At 68.1% G+C, this 18,935-nt stretch carries 12 protein-coding genes; 8 read left to right on the top strand and 4 right to left on the bottom strand.

The window, feature by feature from the left end; translation table 11 throughout:
- Nucleotides 1-109 precede the first annotated feature (109 nt).
- From ACCD06_RS28440 to ACCD06_RS28430, 3 genes are read left to right on the top strand one after another with little or no spacing between them, the layout of a single operon-like run.
- The gene (locus tag ACCD06_RS28440; protein ID WP_413345248.1) at nucleotides 110-2,044 is read left to right on the top strand and encodes a tetratricopeptide repeat protein; all 1,935 of its coding nucleotides are present in this window, start codon (nucleotides 110-112) and stop codon (nucleotides 2,042-2,044) included.
- 51 nt (nucleotides 2,045-2,095) lie between these two features.
- Nucleotides 2,096-2,854 (top strand): class I SAM-dependent methyltransferase, encoded by a 759-nt coding sequence (locus tag ACCD06_RS28435; RefSeq protein ID WP_413345246.1) that lies wholly within the window; start codon nucleotides 2,096-2,098, stop codon nucleotides 2,852-2,854.
- Entirely contained in the window at nucleotides 2,847-3,767 is a 921-nt protein-coding gene (locus ACCD06_RS28430; protein WP_413345244.1) for a class I SAM-dependent methyltransferase, read from the top strand. The genes ACCD06_RS28435 and ACCD06_RS28430 overlap by 8 nt, the downstream gene beginning before the upstream one ends.
- A gap of 39 nt (nucleotides 3,768-3,806) precedes the next feature.
- Here the strand turns inward: ACCD06_RS28430 and ACCD06_RS28425 are convergent, their stop codons facing one another.
- Nucleotides 3,807-5,264 carry a glycosyltransferase family 9 protein gene (locus tag ACCD06_RS28425; RefSeq protein ID WP_413345242.1) on the bottom strand — a complete coding sequence of 486 codons (1,458 nt, stop codon included), beginning with the start codon at nucleotides 5,262-5,264 and terminating at the stop codon, nucleotides 3,807-3,809.
- Nucleotides 5,265-5,457: 193 nt separating this feature from the next.
- On the opposite strand from ACCD06_RS28425, the gene ACCD06_RS28420 reads away from it, so the two are divergent.
- Nucleotides 5,458-7,287, top strand: a complete 1,830-nt coding sequence (locus ACCD06_RS28420) for a tetratricopeptide repeat protein (protein WP_413345240.1) — start codon at nucleotides 5,458-5,460, stop codon at nucleotides 7,285-7,287.
- Nucleotides 7,288-7,308: 21 nt separating this feature from the next.
- Here ACCD06_RS28420 and ACCD06_RS28415 read toward each other — a convergent pair whose 3' ends face one another.
- Together ACCD06_RS28415 and ACCD06_RS28410 are read right to left on the bottom strand one after the other, a co-directional pair.
- Complete coding sequence (locus tag ACCD06_RS28415) at nucleotides 7,309-9,048, bottom strand: hypothetical protein (protein WP_413345238.1); 1,740 nt, start codon at nucleotides 9,046-9,048, stop codon at nucleotides 7,309-7,311.
- Nucleotides 9,045-10,214, bottom strand: a complete 1,170-nt coding sequence (locus ACCD06_RS28410) for a glycosyltransferase family 4 protein (protein WP_413345236.1) — start codon at nucleotides 10,212-10,214, stop codon at nucleotides 9,045-9,047. Before ACCD06_RS28410 ends, ACCD06_RS28415 begins: the two co-directional genes overlap by 4 nt.
- 182 nt (nucleotides 10,215-10,396) lie before the next feature.
- On the opposite strand from ACCD06_RS28410, the gene fcl reads away from it, so the two are divergent.
- Complete coding sequence (gene fcl / locus ACCD06_RS28405) at nucleotides 10,397-11,365, top strand: GDP-L-fucose synthase (RefSeq protein WP_413345234.1); 969 nt, start codon at nucleotides 10,397-10,399, stop codon at nucleotides 11,363-11,365.
- A 146-nt stretch (nucleotides 11,366-11,511) separates the two neighbouring features.
- On the opposite strand, the gene ACCD06_RS28400 is transcribed toward fcl, so the two are convergent.
- Nucleotides 11,512-13,467 carry a tetratricopeptide repeat protein gene (locus ACCD06_RS28400; protein ID WP_413345232.1) on the bottom strand — a complete coding sequence of 652 codons (1,956 nt, stop codon included), beginning with the start codon at nucleotides 13,465-13,467 and terminating at the stop codon, nucleotides 11,512-11,514.
- Between the two features lie 376 nt (nucleotides 13,468-13,843).
- Here ACCD06_RS28400 and ACCD06_RS28395 point away from each other — a divergent pair, with 376 nt between their 5' ends.
- The 3 genes from ACCD06_RS28395 to ACCD06_RS28385 are packed head-to-tail and all read left to right on the top strand — an operon-like array spanning nucleotide 13,844 to nucleotide 18,785.
- The gene (locus tag ACCD06_RS28395) at nucleotides 13,844-16,000 is read left to right on the top strand and encodes a peptidase domain-containing ABC transporter (RefSeq protein ID WP_413345230.1); all 2,157 of its coding nucleotides are present in this window, start codon (nucleotides 13,844-13,846) and stop codon (nucleotides 15,998-16,000) included.
- Nucleotides 16,001-16,011: 11 nt separating this feature from the next.
- Nucleotides 16,012-17,430: an HlyD family type I secretion periplasmic adaptor subunit gene (locus ACCD06_RS28390; protein WP_413345228.1), complete on the top strand. Its 1,419-nt coding sequence runs from the start codon at nucleotides 16,012-16,014 to the stop codon at nucleotides 17,428-17,430.
- A gap of 2 nt (nucleotides 17,431-17,432) precedes the next feature.
- The gene (locus ACCD06_RS28385) at nucleotides 17,433-18,785 is read left to right on the top strand and encodes a hypothetical protein (protein ID WP_413345226.1); all 1,353 of its coding nucleotides are present in this window, start codon (nucleotides 17,433-17,435) and stop codon (nucleotides 18,783-18,785) included.
- The last annotated feature ends 150 nt before the right edge of the window (nucleotides 18,786-18,935 follow it).

Genomic DNA, 18,935 nt, shown 5'->3' with positions numbered 1-18,935 from the left:
GCCTATCGCGGAACGATAGGGTGCGCGCCGAATGGGCCGGCCATCCCCGGCGGCCCCGGTCGGGTGCGGCCGTGGGGCCGGGGCCGGAGGCCGCACAGCACGGATCGTCATGGCTACCGTTGCCGAAGCATTGCAAATCGCCGTGGAGCTCCATCGCGCCGACCGTCTGGACGAGGCGCGCGCGGTCTATCTGCGCATTCTGGAAGCCGATCCGCGCAACGCCCATGCCCTGCATCTGCTGGGGCTGATCGAGCGGCGCCAGGGCCGGCGGGACAAGGCGCTGGAGCTGATCCGCGCGGCTCTCGGCATCGCGCCGGACATGGCGGACGCCGCCTGCAACCTCGGTAGAACGCTGTCCGAACTGGGGCAGGTCGATGCCGCTGCCGCGGCGTACCGCCGGGCGATCCAGTTCGATCCGGCGCTGGAAGGGGCGCATCTGGCGCTTGCCTCCCTGCTGGGCGGGCGTGGCGGGCCGCGCGACTGGGCGACGGCCGCCATGGCCTATCGCCGCGCACTGCGGCTGAACCCCTACTGTCCCGAAAGCTACCACGACCTCGGAATCGCGCTGCGCCAAGACGGGGCGATGGGAGAGGCGCAGGCAAGCCAGCGAAACGCGCTCGTTCTGCATCCGGGATTTGCCGGCGCCCATATGAATCTGGGCAACCTGCTGGTCGAGGTCGGCCGGGTCGACGAGGCGCTGACCTGTTTCCGCCGCGCGTTGCTGATCGAGCCGGGGCATGGCGGTGCGCTCTACAACCAGGGCAATGCCCAGCATGCCGCCGGGCTGGCCGATGCGGCGGTCGACAGCTACGCCGGTGCTGCGCGCGCCGGCGTCGCCCTGGCGCTGACCCGGCTGGCCGACGTGCTGACCGGCCTCGGCCGCGAGGGCGAGGCGGAACAGGTGCTGCGGCTGGCCCTGGTCCGGCCGGGCAGCGACGTGCCCGGCGCCATCGACATGCTGTCGGCCCTGCTGGCGCGCCAGGGGCGGCATGAGGAGGCCCGGCGTTTCTTCGCCGACTACCGCTATCCACATGCCACCGATTCCAACGCCTTTCGCGTCGAATGCCTGACTGCCGTCGCCGAGAACTGGCTGGCCGCCGGTGAGGTCGACCGCGCGGTGGAGGTTCTGGCCCGCGTCCACGGCCATGGCAGCCGCTTCTTCACCGTGAAGTCGATCGCCGGGCTGCAGCAGTCGCTGGCCCGGCAGGGAAAGCGGCTGGAGCGGCCAGCCAACCCCGACCCCGCTGCCCCGCGCATCTGCTCCTCCACGCTGGCCACCCACGGGCGCTTCGCCCACAACGTCTTGGAATATGTGCTGCTGCGGCTCTACGCCGAGAAGTTCGGCTACCGGCTGGAGACGCCGGACTGGGTCGGCGGCTATTACTTCGACCTCGACGACCCCAAGCCCTCGGGTGGGCTGAAGCCGATGCATTTCGCCCGGCGCATCCTGAACGATCTGGTGACCGGGCGGCGCGACGATCCGCGTCCGAACGTCGACATCCTCTCGCCGCTGTTCCTGTTCGAGCATTGCGAGGAGTGGCGCGAGCGGGTGCGGTCCTGGCTGCGACCGCGGCCTGAGTGGCTGCCCCATGTCGATCCGGTGATGCAGGCGCTTAAACGCCGCGGCAACACGGTGGTGGCGCTGCACATCCGCCGCGGCGACTTCGTCTGGTTCCGCTACACCATCACCGAGACCGCCTGGTACGTCGACTGGCTGAAGGCGCTGTGGCCGACGCTGGACCGGCCGGTGCTCTACATCGCCACCGACGATCCGGCGACCATCGCCGACTTCGCGGAGTTCGCGCCGGTCTCGCTGGACGATTTGGCGAAGGACGGATCGGTGCAGCCGTGGACGGGGCTGGAGTTCCTGCAGGATTTCCACGTCCTGATGAACGCCGACGTGCTGGGCGTCAGCGCCCAGAGCGGCTACAGCCAGCTGGCGGCGCTGCTGAACCGCAACGCCCGCCTGTTCGTCGAACCGGATGCGGCGGCGCGGCGGATCAGGCCCTATTCCCCCTGGACGAGTTCGTCCGGCATCCCCTAAAGACCACCACCACGACCGAAGGACGCCCTCGACAGGGCGGGAGGGCAGCCCATGGATCTCGCGACCAAGAAATTCTACGACGACTTCTGGCCCCGTTTCGTCCCGATCTACGACGAGACCAAGAAGTACATGCTGGAGACGCTGACCGAGCGGCAGATCGGCCGGGCGCTCGATGCCGGCTGCGGCCACGGCATCTGCTCGGTCATCCTGTCGGAGATGGCCGAGCAGGTGGTGTCGGTCGACGTGTCGTCGGACAGTCTCGCCACCGCGCGCCAGCAGGCCCAGCGCTTCGGCCGCGACAACATCGAGTTCCACCACCAGGATCTCCAGGAGCTGGACACGAACCTCGGCCCATTCGATCTGGTCTGGTGCTGGGGTGTCGCGATGATGGCGCCCGATCCGATGAAGGTGATGCGCAACCTGATGGCCGTCACCAAGCCGGGCGGCACCGTCTATCTCGGCCTCTACCTGAAGACCTGGCTGTCGCCGGTGCATGAGGGCGTGCGCCATTTCTGCCGCGCCTACATGGACACGCCGGCCCGGCGCAAGCTGGTCGGCGGCTTCTTCACCGGCCTGACCAAGGTCGCCTGCGTCCTCAAGGGGCAGGAGATCAACCGCCGCGCCGACAACGTGTCGATCCAGGCCCAGGTCGAGGACTGGTACTATCCGCCCTACAAGACCTTCTATTCGATCGAGGAGATCGTCGCACTGTTCGAGCGCAACGGCTTCAAGGCGGAGTGCATCCAGGACCGTCTGGGCCGGATGAAGAGCGCCACGATCTTCGTGATCCGGGCGACGAAGAATGCCTGAGGCGGCGGCGGGGCAGGCGGACCGGACGGCTCCTCCCGATTGGGAGGAGTTGGGCCGGCTGCTGTCCCGCGGCTACATCGACAGCGGCTTCATCGGTGGCGTCACCCGCGTGCCGGTTGCCGACGTCGTGCGCGACATGCTGTCGGAGGCGCGCGCCGACGAGCAGGTGGCGGAGCTGCGGCGCACCGCCGCGGCCGCCGGCGTCGATGCCGACAAGGCCCGCATCCTGGAGGTCGGCTCCGGCTGCGGCATGACCGTGGTGCGCGGGCGCACGACGCACGGGCTCGACATCCACGGCATCGAGCCCAGCATGGGCGAATACAGCTCCACGCTCGACGTCTGCCGCCGGCTGATCGACCATTACGGCCTGCCGGCCGACGCGGTGCGCGATGCCACCGGCGAGGCGATCCCCTTCGCGGATGCCAGCTTCGACATCGTCTATTCCTCCAATGTGCTGGAGCATGTCGGCGACCCGGCGGCGGTGCTGGACGAGGCGCTGCGCGTGCTGAAGCCGGGCGGGCTGCTGCTGATCGTCGTGCCGAACTACGGCTCCTGGTGGGAGGGGCATTACGGCATCCTATGGCTGCCGCGGATGCCGGCCGGGCTGGCCAAGCTCTATGTCCGGCTGTTCGGCCGCGACCCCGCTTACGTCGACACCCTCAACCTGATCGACCGCCCCTGGTTCGACCGCTGGCTCGGCCGCCATCCCGGCAGGCTGGAGGTGCTGGGCTGGGGCTGGGGCGTGTTCGAGCAGCGGCTGCGCACCCTGGGCTTCGGCGATTGGGCGGCGCTGTCGGTCGCCAAGCGCATCGTCACCTTCGTCCACCGCTCCGGCCTGCTGGAGCCGGCGATCTGGCTGGCGCGGCGCCTGCACTGGGAAACGCCGATCATCTTCGTGGCGCGCAAGCGCTGACGGAGCCCCTTGCGCACCCGTGATGCCGCAGGCTGGAGGTCAGGCCGGCAGGGGCCGCAAGCCGCCGCCTGCCTTGTCCTCGATCATCGGCACCAGATCGCGCTTCATCCGGTAGAGCACGTCGGCCCAGCTGCCGGGAACGGTCTGCCGAAACACCCGCATGGTGGGGTAATGGCAGGCCGGATGCTCGGGCGGCCCCCAGCGGCAGTCTGCCATCAGCCGCAAGAAGACCCAGACCGGCCGGCCCATCGCGCCGGCCAAATGGGCGATCGAGGTGTCGGTGGTGATGACCAGATCGACCGCTTCCAGGACGGCGGCCGTCTCGACGAAGGCATCGGGGCCGGTGTCGAGCGCATCGCCGATGTGGGAGACGCCGGCGGGAAGGGGACCGGAGCGCAAAGCGGCCAGAGCGCTTCCTGATTTGGTGATGTCCAGGATCTCGACCCCGTCGAGACGGCCCAACTCCTCAAGGACGGAAATCGGCAGGTCCCGCAGGGGCGAAGAGGCGCTGAGGTTGGTGGCGATCCTCAGGCGCCGGGATGCCCCCAGCCGTGCCGCCCAAACGGCGGTCAGGTCGGACTCGGCCTGGATGTAGGGAAAGGCGATCCCGGCAGAGCCATGGTCGTTCACCCGCTCGCCGTGGCGGCTGCTGAGCAGCCATGCGTCATGCTCCGGCATCGCCTCTCCCGAGGCGACGAGCCGGTCGATGAACGGGCAGCGCGCCAACAGGCGGACCAGCTTGCGGTTGCACACGACGATTGTCGTCATACCCAGCGCCTTCAGGATCGCGACCTGCCGGACATACTGGAACGCATCGCCGAAGGCCATGTCGAGGGCATAGAGGATGCGGGCGCCCGGCTTGGGGATGCCGTCCCAGATCGGCCGGTCCGACAGGGTGAAGGGGGGAGTCTTGCGGGCGTAGCGGTCGGCGGACAAGGGGTCGCCCAGCAGCAGATGGCTGCTCCAGCCCAGCAGCAGAACATCGTTCCACACGGCGCCGAGAGTGTCGCCGGCCGCTGGATCGAGCTGCGGCGCCCCGTCTTCGGAAGCAGGGGACTTCAAGGCGGCGAACAGGGCATCATACTCCGCCGCAGCGCCGCGCAAGTCGCCCACCTCGCTCAACAGCCGGGCATAGACCGCGCGAGTTTGGGGGATGTCGTCGCCGAAGCGGATCGTCAGGCGGATCGCCTGGAGGGCCTCCGGCATGCGCTGAGCATTGTAATGGGTGATGGCGAGGGTCTTCGCCCGCAACAGCAGGCTGCTCTGGTGCTTGCGGGCCTGTTCCAGGCTGGGTTCTGTCCGCAAGGCACGCTCCAGCAGGAGCAGGGCACCGCCAAGATTGTGTTCCTCGGCCTCGGCGACGGCCAGATTGGCCAGGATCGCCGGATGGTCGGGGGCATGCACCAGGAGGCGTCGGTACAGCCGGGCCGCCTGGCCATGGCGGCCGGCTTGCTGGAGCGTGACGGCTTGGGAGAACAGCTCGAGCAGCGTGGACATCAAAACCTCGTAGGCGGAGGAGCCGGCCGTGGGAGGCAGGGGGCGGGGCTACCTAGCGTGCCGCCGGAGTCCAGGGCAAGCATCATCTGGCGAAGCCCGCCCACAGGCGGCTGGGGCGCCGGTTGACCGGCCAAAAGAGGCCATGCTATGCCGGCCCGGTCCGGCCCGCAGCGGCCGATATGGATTTTCCACGATGGTCGGACCCATGGGACAGGACACGGCGCGTGCCATCGAGCAGTATCGGGCTGGCCGCCGCGAGGAGGCGCTAGCCTTGGCCGACGCGGTGCTGCACGAGGCACCCGGCGATGCTGCCGCGCTCAATCTGGCCGGGGTCGTTCTGTTCGAGCTTGGCCGCTATGGCGAGGCGCAGGACAGGCTGCTTCGGCTGGTGAGCCTCGACCCGCTGTTCGGGCAGGCCCGCATCAATCTGGCGGTGGTGCAGGAGGCCGCCGGCGTCGGCGGCCAGGCCGCCGCACATTTGCGCGCTGCAGCCGTGCTGGAACCCGGCCGGGTCGACGTGTACAGCCGGTTGGGAGGGCTGCTGCATGGCCAAGGCGACCGCGAAGGCGCGGTTCGCCATCTTGGCCGGGCCGCCCGGCTTGCGCCGGAAGACCCGGCGCATCGGGTGATGCTGGCGGTCGCCCTGCTGTCCGACGGCATGCCGGCCGACGCCGTCCGGCATCTGGAGGAGGTTCTGGCCACCGCTCCTGCGTTGGCCGATGCGCGTGTCCATCTGGCCACTGGCTGGCTGGCGCTTGGCCGTCCCGATCTGGCCGAACAGGCACTGCAGCCGTTGGGAGAGTCCGTGGCGAACGGCGATGCCGCCACCCTGCTGGCCCGGGCCCGGTTGTACCGCCACCTCGCCGCGGATGTCGGGCGTCCCCGCACGCCGGACGGGCTGGTGGTGCGCGCGCCCTTTTCGGTTCTGTCCGGCTACGGCGACTTCGCCCAGCATTTCGTGCGCAGCCTGATGGAGCGGGGGAGAACCTTGCGGCTGGTCGGGCTGACGGGGGAGGAGGGCTGGCGTCCTGCGTTTGACGACCCGGTTCTCGACGCCGCCGCCGGCCGGCTCGCCAATCCGGTGCGGCCCCGCTTGGTGTTGAACGTGCTCACGCCGCTCTTGGTCGAACCGGTTCCCGGTCTGCCCACCGTCAACTACACCATGTTCGAGGGGCCGCGCATTCCCGCCGGCTGGGCCGAGCGCAGCCGGGCCCACGATCTTGTCGTGGTGCCGACCGAATCCTCGCGGCTCGCCTGGATCGCCGCCGGCCATCCGGAAGACCGCATCGGTGTCTGCCCGCCGGGAATTGCCGCCAACCCGCTGGATCGGGCGGCTCAGCCTCTGGCGGCTCTGGGGCCGCGCGGCCGCAGGGTGATGGAGTACCGGGTGCGCGTCCTCAACATCTCCGACTTCGTTGCCCGCAAGAATCTGGACGGGCTGTTCCGGGTCTGGCTGCGCGCCACCCGTGCCGACGACGACGCCATCTTGATCGTGAAGGTGGGCAAGGGCGGGGCGGCGATGGCTCGTCAGGTCGACCGTCTGCTGGAGCGCTGCGCTGCCACCGTCGGCCGCCGGCTGGAGGAGGCGGCACCCATCGCCCTGTTCACCGACCGCTACGACGAGCGGCAGATGGCCGGATTCTATGCCACGGCGACCCATTATCTCAGCCTGTCACACGGCGAGGGCTGGGACTTGCCGATCACCCGGGCGGGCTGCCTGGGGGCCGGGCTGATTGCGCCCGCCCACAGCGCCTACACCACCTACCTGGACGAGCGGGTTGCCCACCTGATCCCCTGCAGCACCGGTCCGGCGCTGATGCCCTACAGCGAGGCCTATTATCCGCCCTTTCATGGGCTCGACTGGTGGCACCCGGACGAGGAGGCCGCGGCCGACATCCTGGCCCGCGTCATCGGCAACCCCGAAGGTGAGCGCCGCGATGCCTCCCGTCACCTGACGGATGGCTTCACCTGGGAGGCGGCGTCCCGCCGCCTGCTCGGCCTTCTGGACGGGGTGGGGCACTGAGAGTCCCCCCGGGCGGGGAGCTCACGCACCCGCGGCGATGCGCCGGCGCATCGCCGCTTCCAGCGCCTCGAACACGCTGTCCCAGCTGATTTCCCCCAGCGGCTGACGGAACAAGGTCAGGCTGTCGTAGAGCGGGCTGTCGTCCCGCTCCACCATCCAGCGCCAATCGGGCACCGCCTTCAGCGCCACCCAGGTCTCGATGCCGAGCGCACCGGCCAGATGGGCGATCACGCTGTCGGCGGTGATGACCAGGTCGAGTTGTCCGACCACGCGGGCGGTGACCAGGAAAGACTCCTCGGCATCGTCGAAGAATCCATCAAGCGGACGTTCCACCGCCAGCGCCGAGCCGGCCGGCGGTGGTTCCGGCTGCAGGCTGATGAATCGGATGCCGGGGTGCAGGCGCAGCCTGGCGAAGGCGTCGGGCGGCAGGTCCTTGGCCGGATCGGTGGTCGTCCATTTGATGCCGACCAGCAGGTCTCCCGGTCGGCGCTCCAGCACCGGTCCCACCTCGGGTCCCCGGGTCAGGTCAAGATAGCCATCCGCCTTGAAGGTGCGGGCCGGGTCGCGCTCGATCATGTAGAACAGGTCGAAGGACCAAGCGCGCCAGTCGACCCGGCCGATCCGGCAGGGTGGGGCCTGGACCGTGGTCGCTCCCGGCACCAGCCGGCACAGCGACACCAGGCGTCGGTCGCAGGCGACATGGACCTCCATGCCGTGGGCGTGGAAATAATCGGCATAGCGGATGCACTGGATGACGTCGCCGAAGCCGGACTCCGCATAGATCAGGATGCTGGTGCCGGGCTTGAGCGTCCCATCCCACAAGGGGGCCGGGTGCAGGGTGTTCCACCAGGTCAGCGGCCCATAGTTGCGCTTGTGGGGCAGCAGCTCGGCGAACCGCTCCCACCGGCCGAGCCTGAAGCAGAGATGCTTCAGCATCAAATAGGCGTAGGCCCGCCGGCTGGGATCGGTGTTGGCCAGGGCGCCGCACAGGTAGGGGCGGTATGCCTGGGCGTAGCGGCCGGCCATTTCGCTGGAATAGCCGAGGTTGGAGTAGGCCTCGGGAAGTCCCGGATCCAGGATCACCGCCAAGCGACCCAAGGTGATCGCCTGGACGGGGGCGCCGTCCTTCATCCGGTCGACCGCCCGGCGGGCGGCCAGCATGCCCAGCTCGCGATAAAGCCCGGCGGCATGGCGGAAGGGACACGCCAAGCGCGACAGCACCGTCGCCACGTCGGCCGCCGTCGTGATCGAACCGGCAAGCATGGACAAGACCCGGGTGGCCAGGATGCCGAAGCGGATCCCGAGTTCCCGATCGGCCCGGTGAAGGTCGGCGGCCAGCAGCGTGGGGTCCAGCAGGGTGGCGGCCCGGGTGAGCGCGGTCAGGCTGCCGGGAATGTCGTCCAGGCGCATGCGCAAGATACCGAACCCGCTCAGCGCCTCGCGATCGGCGGGATCGATGGCGAGCGCGGTCTGGTAGGCGAGCCGGGCCAGGCACAGCCGGTCGGCGGCATGATGCTCCCAGGCGCGTTCCAGGGCTTGGTGGGCGGGGGCGCAAGCCGGCAGTCCTGCCGCACTCAGCGCGGCCAGATGACGCAGGTCGGCGGAGTCCGGATGGGTGCTGCAGAGTGCCTGCAGACGGGCAGAATCGCCGTGCCGCAGCGCGTGTAGCGCCTCGGTCAGCAGCGCCAGCGAATTGGGCCGAAACTCTGCGGGAGCGGGCGCCGCTCCGGCTCCAGAGGGGCAATCGTCAGGGGAGGTCATTGCAGGGTGTCGACGAACGCCTCGGCGAAGGCGCTCCAGCTGCGTTCGGTGCGGATGAAGGCCTTGGCGCGGGCCGCGCGCGCCTTGGCGGCGGCACGGTCGGTGTAGAGCTGTTCCAGCGCTTCCACCAGCTCGTCGACCGAAGACTCGCCCCAGCCGAAGCGGCTGCCGTCGCGGTCGGCGACCGGAACCTGCCGGTCCAGCGTCAGGCACAGGTCATCGCCCTGGGTCTTGCTCTTCAGCAGGTCGCGGTGGCCGGTGTTGTTGGACAGCACCACCGGGACGCCGCAGGCCATCGCCTCCATGGCGACGAGGTTGGTCGCGCCTTCGCAGCGGTTGGGGAAGACGGCGGCATGGCAGTCAGCCAGGACGTGTGCGATCTGGTGGCGGCCGAGGAAGCCCAGATCGACGAAGCCCTCCTCGTCGGCGCCGTTCTCCAAGGCCCAGCCCTTCACGTCGGCCATGCCGGTGGGCAGGATGCGCGGCGGCTTCGGCGCCAGGGCTGAGTCGGCCATGGTCATGGCGACATTGGCCCAGCCGTTCTGCCAAGCGGTGACCAGCAGGGCGTCGGGATGGCGCTGACGGAAGCGCCGGAAGGCGGCCAGCACGATGTCCTGCCCCTTGCGGAACTCCAGCTTGCCGCCGGAGAAGATCACGAAGCGGTCGCCGAATTGGCCGCTTGGGCAAGCCTCCACCATCTCGGTTGGATCGATGCCCTGGAAGGCAAGGCCGACATTGTCGAAGCCCCAGATCTCCAGAAGCTGCCTGTTGTAGGTGGAATGCACGACGATGCGGTCGTACTGGCGGGCGCGGGCCATCACCTCGGGTGTGAAGCGGGTGTCCTCATAGGCGATGACGCCGATGTTGCGCCGGCCGCGGAAGCGTGTGGACGCTTGGCCGATGGCAAAGCCGTTGCCCAGCGCGTGCAGGACGTCGAACTCCTTCAGCAGCAGCATGTGGCCCTTGGCGTTGTCGGCCATGGCGGAGAGCTGCTGATAGGGGCCTTCCAGCGATTGCAGCTTGGCGCGGTTCTCCGGGCGCAGGGTGCTCATCAGCGGCTTTTCGAGCAGCAGCGGCGGCCGGCCCTGGTCGGCGAGGTAGAGGGCGGTGTGGACACCCACCAGCCCCCAGCCGTGGACCTCCGTGAGCTGCCAGGTGAAAGCCAAGTTCGGAATCATGATGGGAACCCCAATTCTGGGCGCAAGTCCGGCAGTCCAAGCGGGCGCCAAGGGGCCGGAAGATCCCGCGCCGGGCCGGCGCTTGTCAAGTCGGGCGGAGCGGACTGGATTCCCCAGCAGCCCGATGCTACGACAGCACACGGCTTTTCATAGCGGCATGGGGCGCAAGGGTGCGGACGGAATCGCTTTTCTCCCTGGAGGGCAAACGGGTCTGGGTGGCCGGGCATCGCGGCATGGCGGGAGCGGCCATCGTCCGCCGGCTGGAGCGTGAGCCGTGCGAGCTGATCACCGTCGGCCGCGACCGCGTCGATTTGCGCCGTCAGGCGGAGGTCGAGGACTGGATGGCCGAGGCCAAGCCGGATCTGGTCTTCGTCGCCGCCGCCACCGTCGGCGGCATCCTCGCCAACTCCACCCGCCCGGCCGAGTTCCTCTACGACAACCTGGCGATCGAGACCAACATCATCCACGGCGCCTACCGGACGGGTGCGAAGAAGCTGGTCTTCTTAGGCTCGTCCTGCATCTATCCCCGGCTGGCCGAGCAGCCGATGCGCGAGGATTCCCTGCTGACCGGCCCGCTGGAGCCGACCAACGAGTGGTACGCCGTCGCCAAGATCGCCGGCATCAAGCTGTGCCAGGCCTACCGGCGCCAGTATGGCTGCGACTTCATCTCGGCGATGCCGACCAACCTCTACGGCCTGAACGACAATTTCGACCTGCAGGGGGGCCATGTCGCCGCGGCATTGCTGGCCAAGATCCACCGCGCCAAGGTCGAAGGCCAGCCCGTCGTCGAGCTGTGGGGGACGGGCGCGCCCAAGCGCGAGTTCCTGTTCGCCGACGATCTGGCCGACGGTCTGGTCTTCCTGGCCCAGCACTATTCGGACGAGCCGCACGTCAATGTCGGCACCGGCATCGAGGTGTCGATCCGCGAACTGGCCGAGTTGATCCGCGACGTCGTCGGCTATGACGGCGAATTCCGCTACGACACCTCCAAGCCGGACGGCAGCCCGCGCAAGCTGATGGACGTCAGCCGGATGACGGAGATGGGCTGGACCGCTCCCACCGCCTTGCGCGACGGCTTCGCCGCCACCTACCGCTGGTTCCTGGAAACCATCGACCGTGGCGCCCTGCGGGGGCTCTGATACCAGCGGTCATTGATCATGACCGCTGGTATCCCCGCCGATTGGCGCGGCGGCGGCACATGCCGCCGAAGCTTTTGATCCTGACAGGTCAGGATCAAAAGCCATTGCTGTGAGCCCGGTTCCCGCTCCCCTGTACCGGATCCCCGTCAGTCCCGTGCGCTGCGGGTCACCCAGTCCTGCCACATGGCGCGGTAGGCCGCCTCGACCCCGCGGGCGAAGCCCTTGTAGTCGGTCAGCGGCGCGGCGTTCAGCCGGTCGCGCATGGTCCGGCGCAGGCGGCCCAAGCGCTCCGGGGCACCGGCGAGCGCCACCGCGGTGGCGATGTAGCCCGCCTCGTCGGGGGCCACCAGCTCGCTCAAGCCGCAATGGGTCAGCAGGCTGGCGCCGACGCGGGCAACATGGTTGGCGCCAGTCACCGTCACCACCGGCACGCCCATCCACAAGGCCTCGCAAGTGGTGGTGGTGCCGTTGTAGGGGAAGGGGTCGAGCCCGATGTCGATGCGATCGTAGGCACGCAGATGCCCGTCGGCGGCATCGATGCGGGCCAGCAGTTCGATACGGCCGGCATCGACGCCGAACTGGACGAAGGTGTTCAGATAGCGCCGGCGCGTCTCCTCGTCGCCCATCTGGGCGCTCTTGACGATCAGGCGCGAGTTCGGCACCCGCTTCAGGATCTCCGACCAGACCCGCACCACCTCGCCCGTCACCTTGGAGGTGTTGTTGAAGGAGCCAAAGGTGACATGGCCGTTGGCGCGGAACGGCGGCTCGGCCGGCGGGGCGACGTCCACCGGCGGGCGGTAGCTGTGGAAGCCGTTGGGCAGCCGGACGATGCGCTCGGTGCTCAGCCGGTCGGCCTCGCCCGGCGGCTCGGCAATGGCGTCGCTGAAGCGCCAGTCGATGGCGCGCATGCCGGTGGTGTCGGGATAGCCCAGCCAGCTCACCTGCACCGGCGCCGGTTTGCGGGCGAACAGGGTCAACCGATTGTTGGCGGTGTGGCCGGTCAGATCGACCAGGATGTCGATGCCGTCCTGCTCGATCAGCGCGGCGGCGTGGGCATCATCCAGTCCGACCAGCGACCGCCAGCCGTCGGCCAGCCCCTTCAGCCGTTCAGTGACCATGTCGGAGCGTGCGGCCGCGTGGTAGCAGACCACCTCGAACCGCTTGCGGTCATGCTCGCGGATCAGCGGCTCGGCGAAGAAGGCCACCGAATGGGCGCAGAAATCCGGCGAGACATAGCCGACGCGCAGGCGGCGTTCGGGATCGCGCGGGTTGGCGTGGCGCTTGCCGGCGGGCAGCAGCGGATCGGCATGGCGCTGCGCCCACACCGCATGGGCCTTGAAGAGGGTCTCGGGTGGGACGGCGGGGGTGTAATGCAGGGCCAGCAGCAGGTTGGAATGCATCAGGGCGTGGGTGGGGTGCGCCTCCAGCCCCTTCTGGAAGACGGTGATCGCTTCTTCGATGCGGCCCATCTCCTTCAGCGTCTCGCCCAGATTGTTCCAGGCCTCGGCCGATTTTGGATCGGCCTTCAGCGCGGCGACGAAGCACTCCACGGCGCGGGCCAGTTCCACCGCCCCCTTGTGCAGGTCGCCCAGATTGCACAGCGCTGCCGCCATGTCCGGCTTCAGGCGCAGCGCCTCGCCGTAGGCGGCGCGGGCAGCCTCGCGGTCGCCAAGGGTGCGCAGGATGTTGGCGAGGTTGAAATGGGCCTCGGCATAATCGGGCTTCAGCCGGACGGCGGTGCGCAGCGCCTCTTCCGCCTCCGCGGGCCGGCCCATGTCCAGCAGCAGGCAGCCGTGGTTGCTGTGGACGAACGGATCGGCGGCGTTGCGGGCAAGCGCCCGGCGGTAGCAGCTGAGCGCCTCTTCCCAGTCGCCGCGGGCGCGCAGGATGATGGCGAGGTTGTTGTTGGCGTTGGGGTGGTCCGGGTCGGCGGCCAGCACGGCGCGGTAGCCGGCCTCGGCCTCGGCCGTCCGCCCTTCCCGGTGCAGGGTCAGCGCACGGGCGAAGCCGGCGTCCGCTGCCGCCGGCGCCGTGCCGCGCGGGGAGAGGGCTGGAGAGGCCGGACGCCTGGCCTTGGCCTGCTTGCGTGAAGGCTTTTTCATCGGGCTGACCGCCTGGTGTTAAGTCTCTGTCGGCAAAGAACCGTTCCGTCGGTCGATAGCAATGACCGTACAGTGTTCGCAAGCGGCTTCTCGTCCGGCGCCGGGCCTGCGCCGCGATGTGCCGAAACAGACACATAGACCGGGGACATATGATGGATGGCGGATGCTCCCTGGGACAGATGGCTTGCCGCTGTTGGGCCTCTTCTGCTATTCCAGCGGAATCGCGTGGTCATTCATCATCCGCAAGTGGCGGACTCTACGCGTTTCGTCGCGCCCCCGGATCTTTAAGGAGCGCATGGTCGATCGAGACCGGGTGACCGAACGGTATGAAGACCTTGCTTTCGCGACGCGTTTCACATTTTTCACGGCGGTTCCCATGACCCTCGCTGCGGAAGTCCCCTGCGCCCACACCGGGCTGCATTCCCTGGCTGCCGTCGCGCGCCAGCGCGGCCTTGACGTCTCGGCCGAGCGGCTTCAGCACAGCAACGTCATCGGGAACGAGGAGCTGGACACCGCGCGCCTGCTGCGGGTGGCCAAGTCGATCGGTCTGAAGGCCGAGGCGACGACGCTCGACTGGGAGGATCTGGGCAAGCTCCACGATGCCTTCCCCGCCATCCTGCGCCTGCGCAACGGCAACTCGATGGTGGTGCTCGGCTTCGGCAAGCAGGGCGACACCGACGTCGCCATCCTGCAGGATCCGCTGGCCGGCCAGGAGCTGATCCTGCCGGTCGACCGCATCCGGCTGAGCCAGGCCTGGGCCGGCGAGGTGGTGCTGCTGAAGCGCGACTACGGCCTGACCGACACCGAGCAGCCTTTCGGCCTGAAGTGGTTCGTGGTGGAAATCCTGCGGCACCGCCGCATTTTCCGCGACATCGGCATCGCCGCCATCCTGATGAGCCTGTTCGCGCTCGCCGTGCCGATCTTCTTCCAGCTGGTGATCGACCGTGTGCTGGTCCACCGCAGCCTGGGCACGCTCGGCGTCCTGATGATCGGCATGGTCGGTGTCATCCTGTTCGAGACCGCCTTCTCCTATCTGCGCCAGTACCTGATGCTCTACGCGACGAAGAAGATCGACGCGAAGATGAACGTCCAGGTCTTCAACAAGCTCATCGGCCTGCCGATGCATTATTTCGAGCGGGTGTCGTCGGGCGAGATCGTCAAGAACGTCCAGCAGGCCGAGCGCATCCGCAACTTCCTCACTGGCCAGCTCTTCATGACGCTGCTCGACACCGTCTCGCTGGTCATCTTCCTGCCGATCATGTTCATGTACAGCGTGCCGCTGACCGTCCTGGTCCTGGCTTTCGCGCTGCTGATGGCGCTCAACATCGGCGTCATGATCCCGCTGATCAAAGGCCGGCTGAAGGATCTCTATCAGGCCGAGGTCCGCCAGCAGTCGTTCCTGATCGAAAACATCCATGGCATGCGGACGGTGAAGTCGCTGGCACTCGATGCCCGCCAGAAGCAGGAGTGGGACCACCGCGTCGCCCGCGCCGCCGAACAGCGTTTCGACGTCGGCCGCATCATGATCATCGGCCAGACGATCGCCATGCCGCTCAACCAGCTGATGATGGCCTGCCTCTTGGGCCTGGGCACCTATCTGGCGCTGAACGGCGAGCTGATGATGGGGGCCTTGATCGCTTTTTATATCCTGGCCGGCCGCGTCACCCAGCCGCTCCTGCAGATGGCCCAGCTGGTGCAGCAGTTCCAGGAGGTGTCGATCTCGATGCAGATGCTGGGCTCGATCATGAACCACCCGCCGGAAGAGGGGCGCACCGGCCGCGGCCTGCGCACGCCGGTGCGCGGCACGGTGGAGTTCCAGGAGGTCCGCTTCCGCTACGCCCCCACGGCCCCGCCGGCGCTCGACGGCGTGTCCTTCACCGCGTCGGAGGGCACCATCCTCGGCGTGATGGGCCGCTCCGGTTCGGGCAAGACCACGCTGACCCGGCTTTTGCAGGGTCTGCACCGGGCGCAGGAGGGGCTGATCCGCATCGACGGCCGCGACTTGCGCGAATACGACCTCGACCATCTGCGCGCGTCGATCGGCGTCGTGCTGCAGGACAATTTCCTGTTCACCGGCACCATCCGCGAGAACGTCTCCGCCGCCAAGCCGGGGGCGACGACTGAGGAGATCCTGAAGGTCATCCAGCTGGCCGGCGCCGACGAGTTCGTCGAGCGGCTGCCCAAGGGCCTGGAGACCATGCTGGAGGAAGGCTCGGCCAACCTGTCGGGCGGTCAGCGCCAGCGCCTGGCCATTGCGCGCGCGCTGCTGACCAACCCGAAGATCCTGATCATGGACGAGGCGACCTCGGCGCTCGACGCCGAGAGTGAGGCGATCGTCCAGGCCAACCTGATGAACATCGCCCGCGGCCGCACCGTGATCATCATCTCGCACCGGCTGTCGTCGCTGGTGCCGTCGGACAGCATCCTGGTGATGGACCGCGGCAAGGTGGTGGACAGCGGCCGGCACGATGAATTGCTGGAGCGTTGCGCCATCTACCAGCATCTCTGGCACCAGCAGAACCGGCACATCTAGGAGCGCGTCCCTTGACCGCACAGAAGCTTGCGAAAATCGAGACGACCCGCGTTCCCGCCAACGACGTGGTGCCGCAGCGGCCGGCACAGCCGCTGGACAAGCGGAGCAAGGCCCGCGGAAAGGCGGCGGTCGGCGCTTTCCAGAAGGACACGGAAGCGATCCAGAACGCCCCCGATCCGTTCCTGGCGCGCATCACGCTGCATCTGCTGGCTCTGTTCGTCATCGGGGCGATCACCTGGGCGTCCTTGGCCTATCTGGACAAGATCGTCGCCTCGGAGGGCAAGATCATCTCGGTGGAATCCAACATCATGGTCCAGCCGCTGGAAATGGCGGTGATCAAGAAGGTGATGGTCCATCCGGGTGACGTGGTGCGCAAAGGCGACGTGCTGGCGACGCTGGATCCGACCTTCACCCAGGCCGACGTCCTGCAACTGGAATCCCGTCTCGCCAGCGCCGACGCGCAGATCGCCCGGCTGGAGGCCGAGCATGACGGCAAGCCCTATATGCAGGCCACGGACCGTTACGGCTATGGCACGCTGCAGCAGGCGCTGTGGCGCGAGCGCCAGGCGCAATACAAGTCGCAGATGGAAAGCTACGAGGAGAAGCTGGCGCGGCTGCAGTCCAACGTCACCAAGTACGAGATGGACCGCGTCCATCTGAACGAACGGCTGAAGGTGGTGCGCGAGATCGAGAACATGCGCTCCTCGCTGCTGGCGACGCAAGTCGGCAGCAAGCTGAACCTGCTGCAGGCCACCAGCGACCGCATCGACATCGAGCGCAACCTGGTCTTGAACCAGAACGAGCTGCAGGGCAACCGCCACGATCTCCAGGCGCTCTTGGCCGAGCGCGATGTCTTCGTCCAGCAATGGAACGGCAAGATCATCGAGGAGCTGACCACCCAGCGCAACGAGCGCGAGGCCCTGCGCGAGCAGCTGACCAAGGCGCGCAAGCGCCAGTCCCTGGTCCAGCTCGACGCGCCCACCGACGCCATCGTGCTGGAGGTCTCGCCCAACGCGGCAAGCGGTTCCGTCGCCAAGGAGGCCGAGCCGCTCTTCACCCTGGTGCCGGTCGGCTCCACCATGGAGGTGGAGGCCAAGATCGACGCCCGCGACCTCGCCTTCGTCCAGGTCGGCGACAAGGTGCGCGTCAAGCTCGACGCCTATCCCTATCTCCAGCACGGCTCGCTGGAGGGCGAGGTGGCGACGATCAGCGAGGATTCCTTCTCCAACAAGAACGACGCCTCCGGGGCCCTCTTCTACCGGGCGCGGATCAGGCTGTTGACCACCATGCTGGACAATGTGCCCTCCACCTTCCGCCTGATCCCCGGCATGCCGGTGACGGCCGACATCAAGGTCGGCGAACGCCGGATCATCACCTATTTCCTCCGCCCCATCCTGCGCGGGGTCGACGAAAGCCTGCGGGAGCCCTGATTGTGTTCGGCAAATTGCTGAAGCGAAACAAATCCACCCAGTCCCGCAAACCCGATTTCCAGCGCGGCCTGGCCGCTTTCGAGGCGGAGAATTATGCCGGGGCGGTGGCCGACTGGCTGCCGCTGGCCGAGCGCGGCGAGGCCGAGGCGCAATACCGTCTGGGCCAGCTCTATGCCCGCGGGCTGGGGGTGGTGCGCGACTTCGGCGATGCCGCCCACTGGTTCCGCAAGGCGGCAGAACAGGGGCACCGGGAGGCACAGTTCTCGCTGGCCCTGTGCTACGCCAACGGCGAAGGGGCAGCCCAGGACAACGCGCTACCGGTGCGCTGGTACAAGATGGTGGCCAAAGCCAACCCGGCGGCGGCGGAGGCCAATCTGGCGCTGCTCTTTCCCAATGGGCTGGGCATCACGCCCGACATCACCCAGGCGCTGCACTGGTACCGGCTGGCGGCGGAAGCCGGCCATGCCGAGGCCCAGCACCACATCGGCCTGCTGCATGCCTTCGGTCAGGGGGTGGCGCAGGACCATGCCGCCGCTGCCGATTGGTACCGGCGTTCGGCCGAGCAGGGCTATGCCGTGGCCCAGCATGCCCTTGCCTCGCTCTATGCCAACGGCCAGGGGGTGGAGCGCGACATGGACCAGGCGATCGCCTGGTATGGCCGTGCCGCCGAACAGGGCTTCGTCAATTCCCAACTGGCGCTTGCCATCATCCACGAGCACGGCACCGGGGTGGAGGCCGACCCGGTCCGGGCGGCGGCCTTCTACCGCCAGGCGGCCGAACAGGGCCATCCGGTGGCCCAGGTCAATCTCGGCCTGCTCTATGCCCGCGGCCATGGCGTGCCCCAGGACTACCGCGAAACCCTGAAATGGTGCCGTTTGTCGGCCGAGCAGGGCAACGTCAACGCCCAGTTCAATTTGGGCCTGATCCATTCCAACGGGCTGGTCGGCGCCCCCGATTATGCCGAAGCGGCCGTCTGGTACCGCAAGGCGGCGATGCAGGGCAATGTCGGCGCCCAGGTCAATCTGGGGCTGATGCTGATCCATGGCTGGGGCGGGCGGCCGGAACTGGTGGAAGGGGTGGACTGGCTGCGCAAGGCGGCCGCCCAAGGCCACACCGGCGCCATGAGCAATCTCGGCACGCTCTATGCCGACCAGTCCGGCAAGGCCTACAACCCGGTCCAGGCCTATGTCTGGTATATCATGGCCGCCGCCGGCACCCAGCCCGGCTCCGAGCGCGACGGGCTGGAGGCCAAGGCGCATGAGCTCGGCACTCAGCTGACCAGCGAGGATCGCCACAAGGCGCAGGTGATCATGGAGGAGTGGAAGAAGAACCCGAAGCTGGTGGCGACGGCCTGACCCGGAACCGTTCAGGGTATGTGGGGGAATTTTGGCAGTTCAGGGGAAACTCAAGGCCATCGAGCGGCTCCACGGAATTGGTTGGGTTGCCAAGGGGTAGGCCTTCGATCCCGATCTGCCGAACGCCCCCGTCCGTCTCGCCCTCACCTA

Source organism: Azospirillum sp. CT11-132, assembly GCF_047302835.1.
In the GTDB taxonomy this organism is placed as follows: Bacteria; Pseudomonadota; Alphaproteobacteria; order Azospirillales; family Azospirillaceae; genus Azospirillum.
The sequence above is the reverse complement of the archived record's forward strand: the minus strand, read 5'-3'. Positions and strand labels throughout refer to the sequence as shown.

What these genes read in the sequence shown, in the direction of transcription:
- ACCD06_RS28440 (WP_413345248.1), top strand. Translation starts at nt 110, where the DNA reads ATGGCTACCGTTGCCGAAGCATTGCAAATCGCCGTGGAGCTCCATCGC.
- ACCD06_RS28435 (WP_413345246.1), top strand. Translation starts at nt 2,096, where the DNA reads ATGGATCTCGCGACCAAGAAATTCTACGACGACTTCTGGCCCCGTTTC.
- ACCD06_RS28430 (WP_413345244.1), top strand. Translation starts at nt 2,847, where the DNA reads ATGCCTGAGGCGGCGGCGGGGCAGGCGGACCGGACGGCTCCTCCCGAT.
- ACCD06_RS28425 (WP_413345242.1), bottom strand. Translation starts at nt 5,264, where the DNA reads ATGTCCACGCTGCTCGAGCTGTTCTCCCAAGCCGTCACGCTCCAGCAA.
- ACCD06_RS28420 (WP_413345240.1), top strand. Translation starts at nt 5,458, where the DNA reads ATGGTCGGACCCATGGGACAGGACACGGCGCGTGCCATCGAGCAGTAT.
- ACCD06_RS28415 (WP_413345238.1), bottom strand. Translation starts at nt 9,048, where the DNA reads ATGACCTCCCCTGACGATTGCCCCTCTGGAGCCGGAGCGGCGCCCGCT.
- ACCD06_RS28400 (WP_413345232.1), bottom strand. Translation starts at nt 13,467, where the DNA reads ATGAAAAAGCCTTCACGCAAGCAGGCCAAGGCCAGGCGTCCGGCCTCT.
- ACCD06_RS28395 (WP_413345230.1), top strand. Translation starts at nt 13,844, where the DNA reads ATGACCCTCGCTGCGGAAGTCCCCTGCGCCCACACCGGGCTGCATTCC.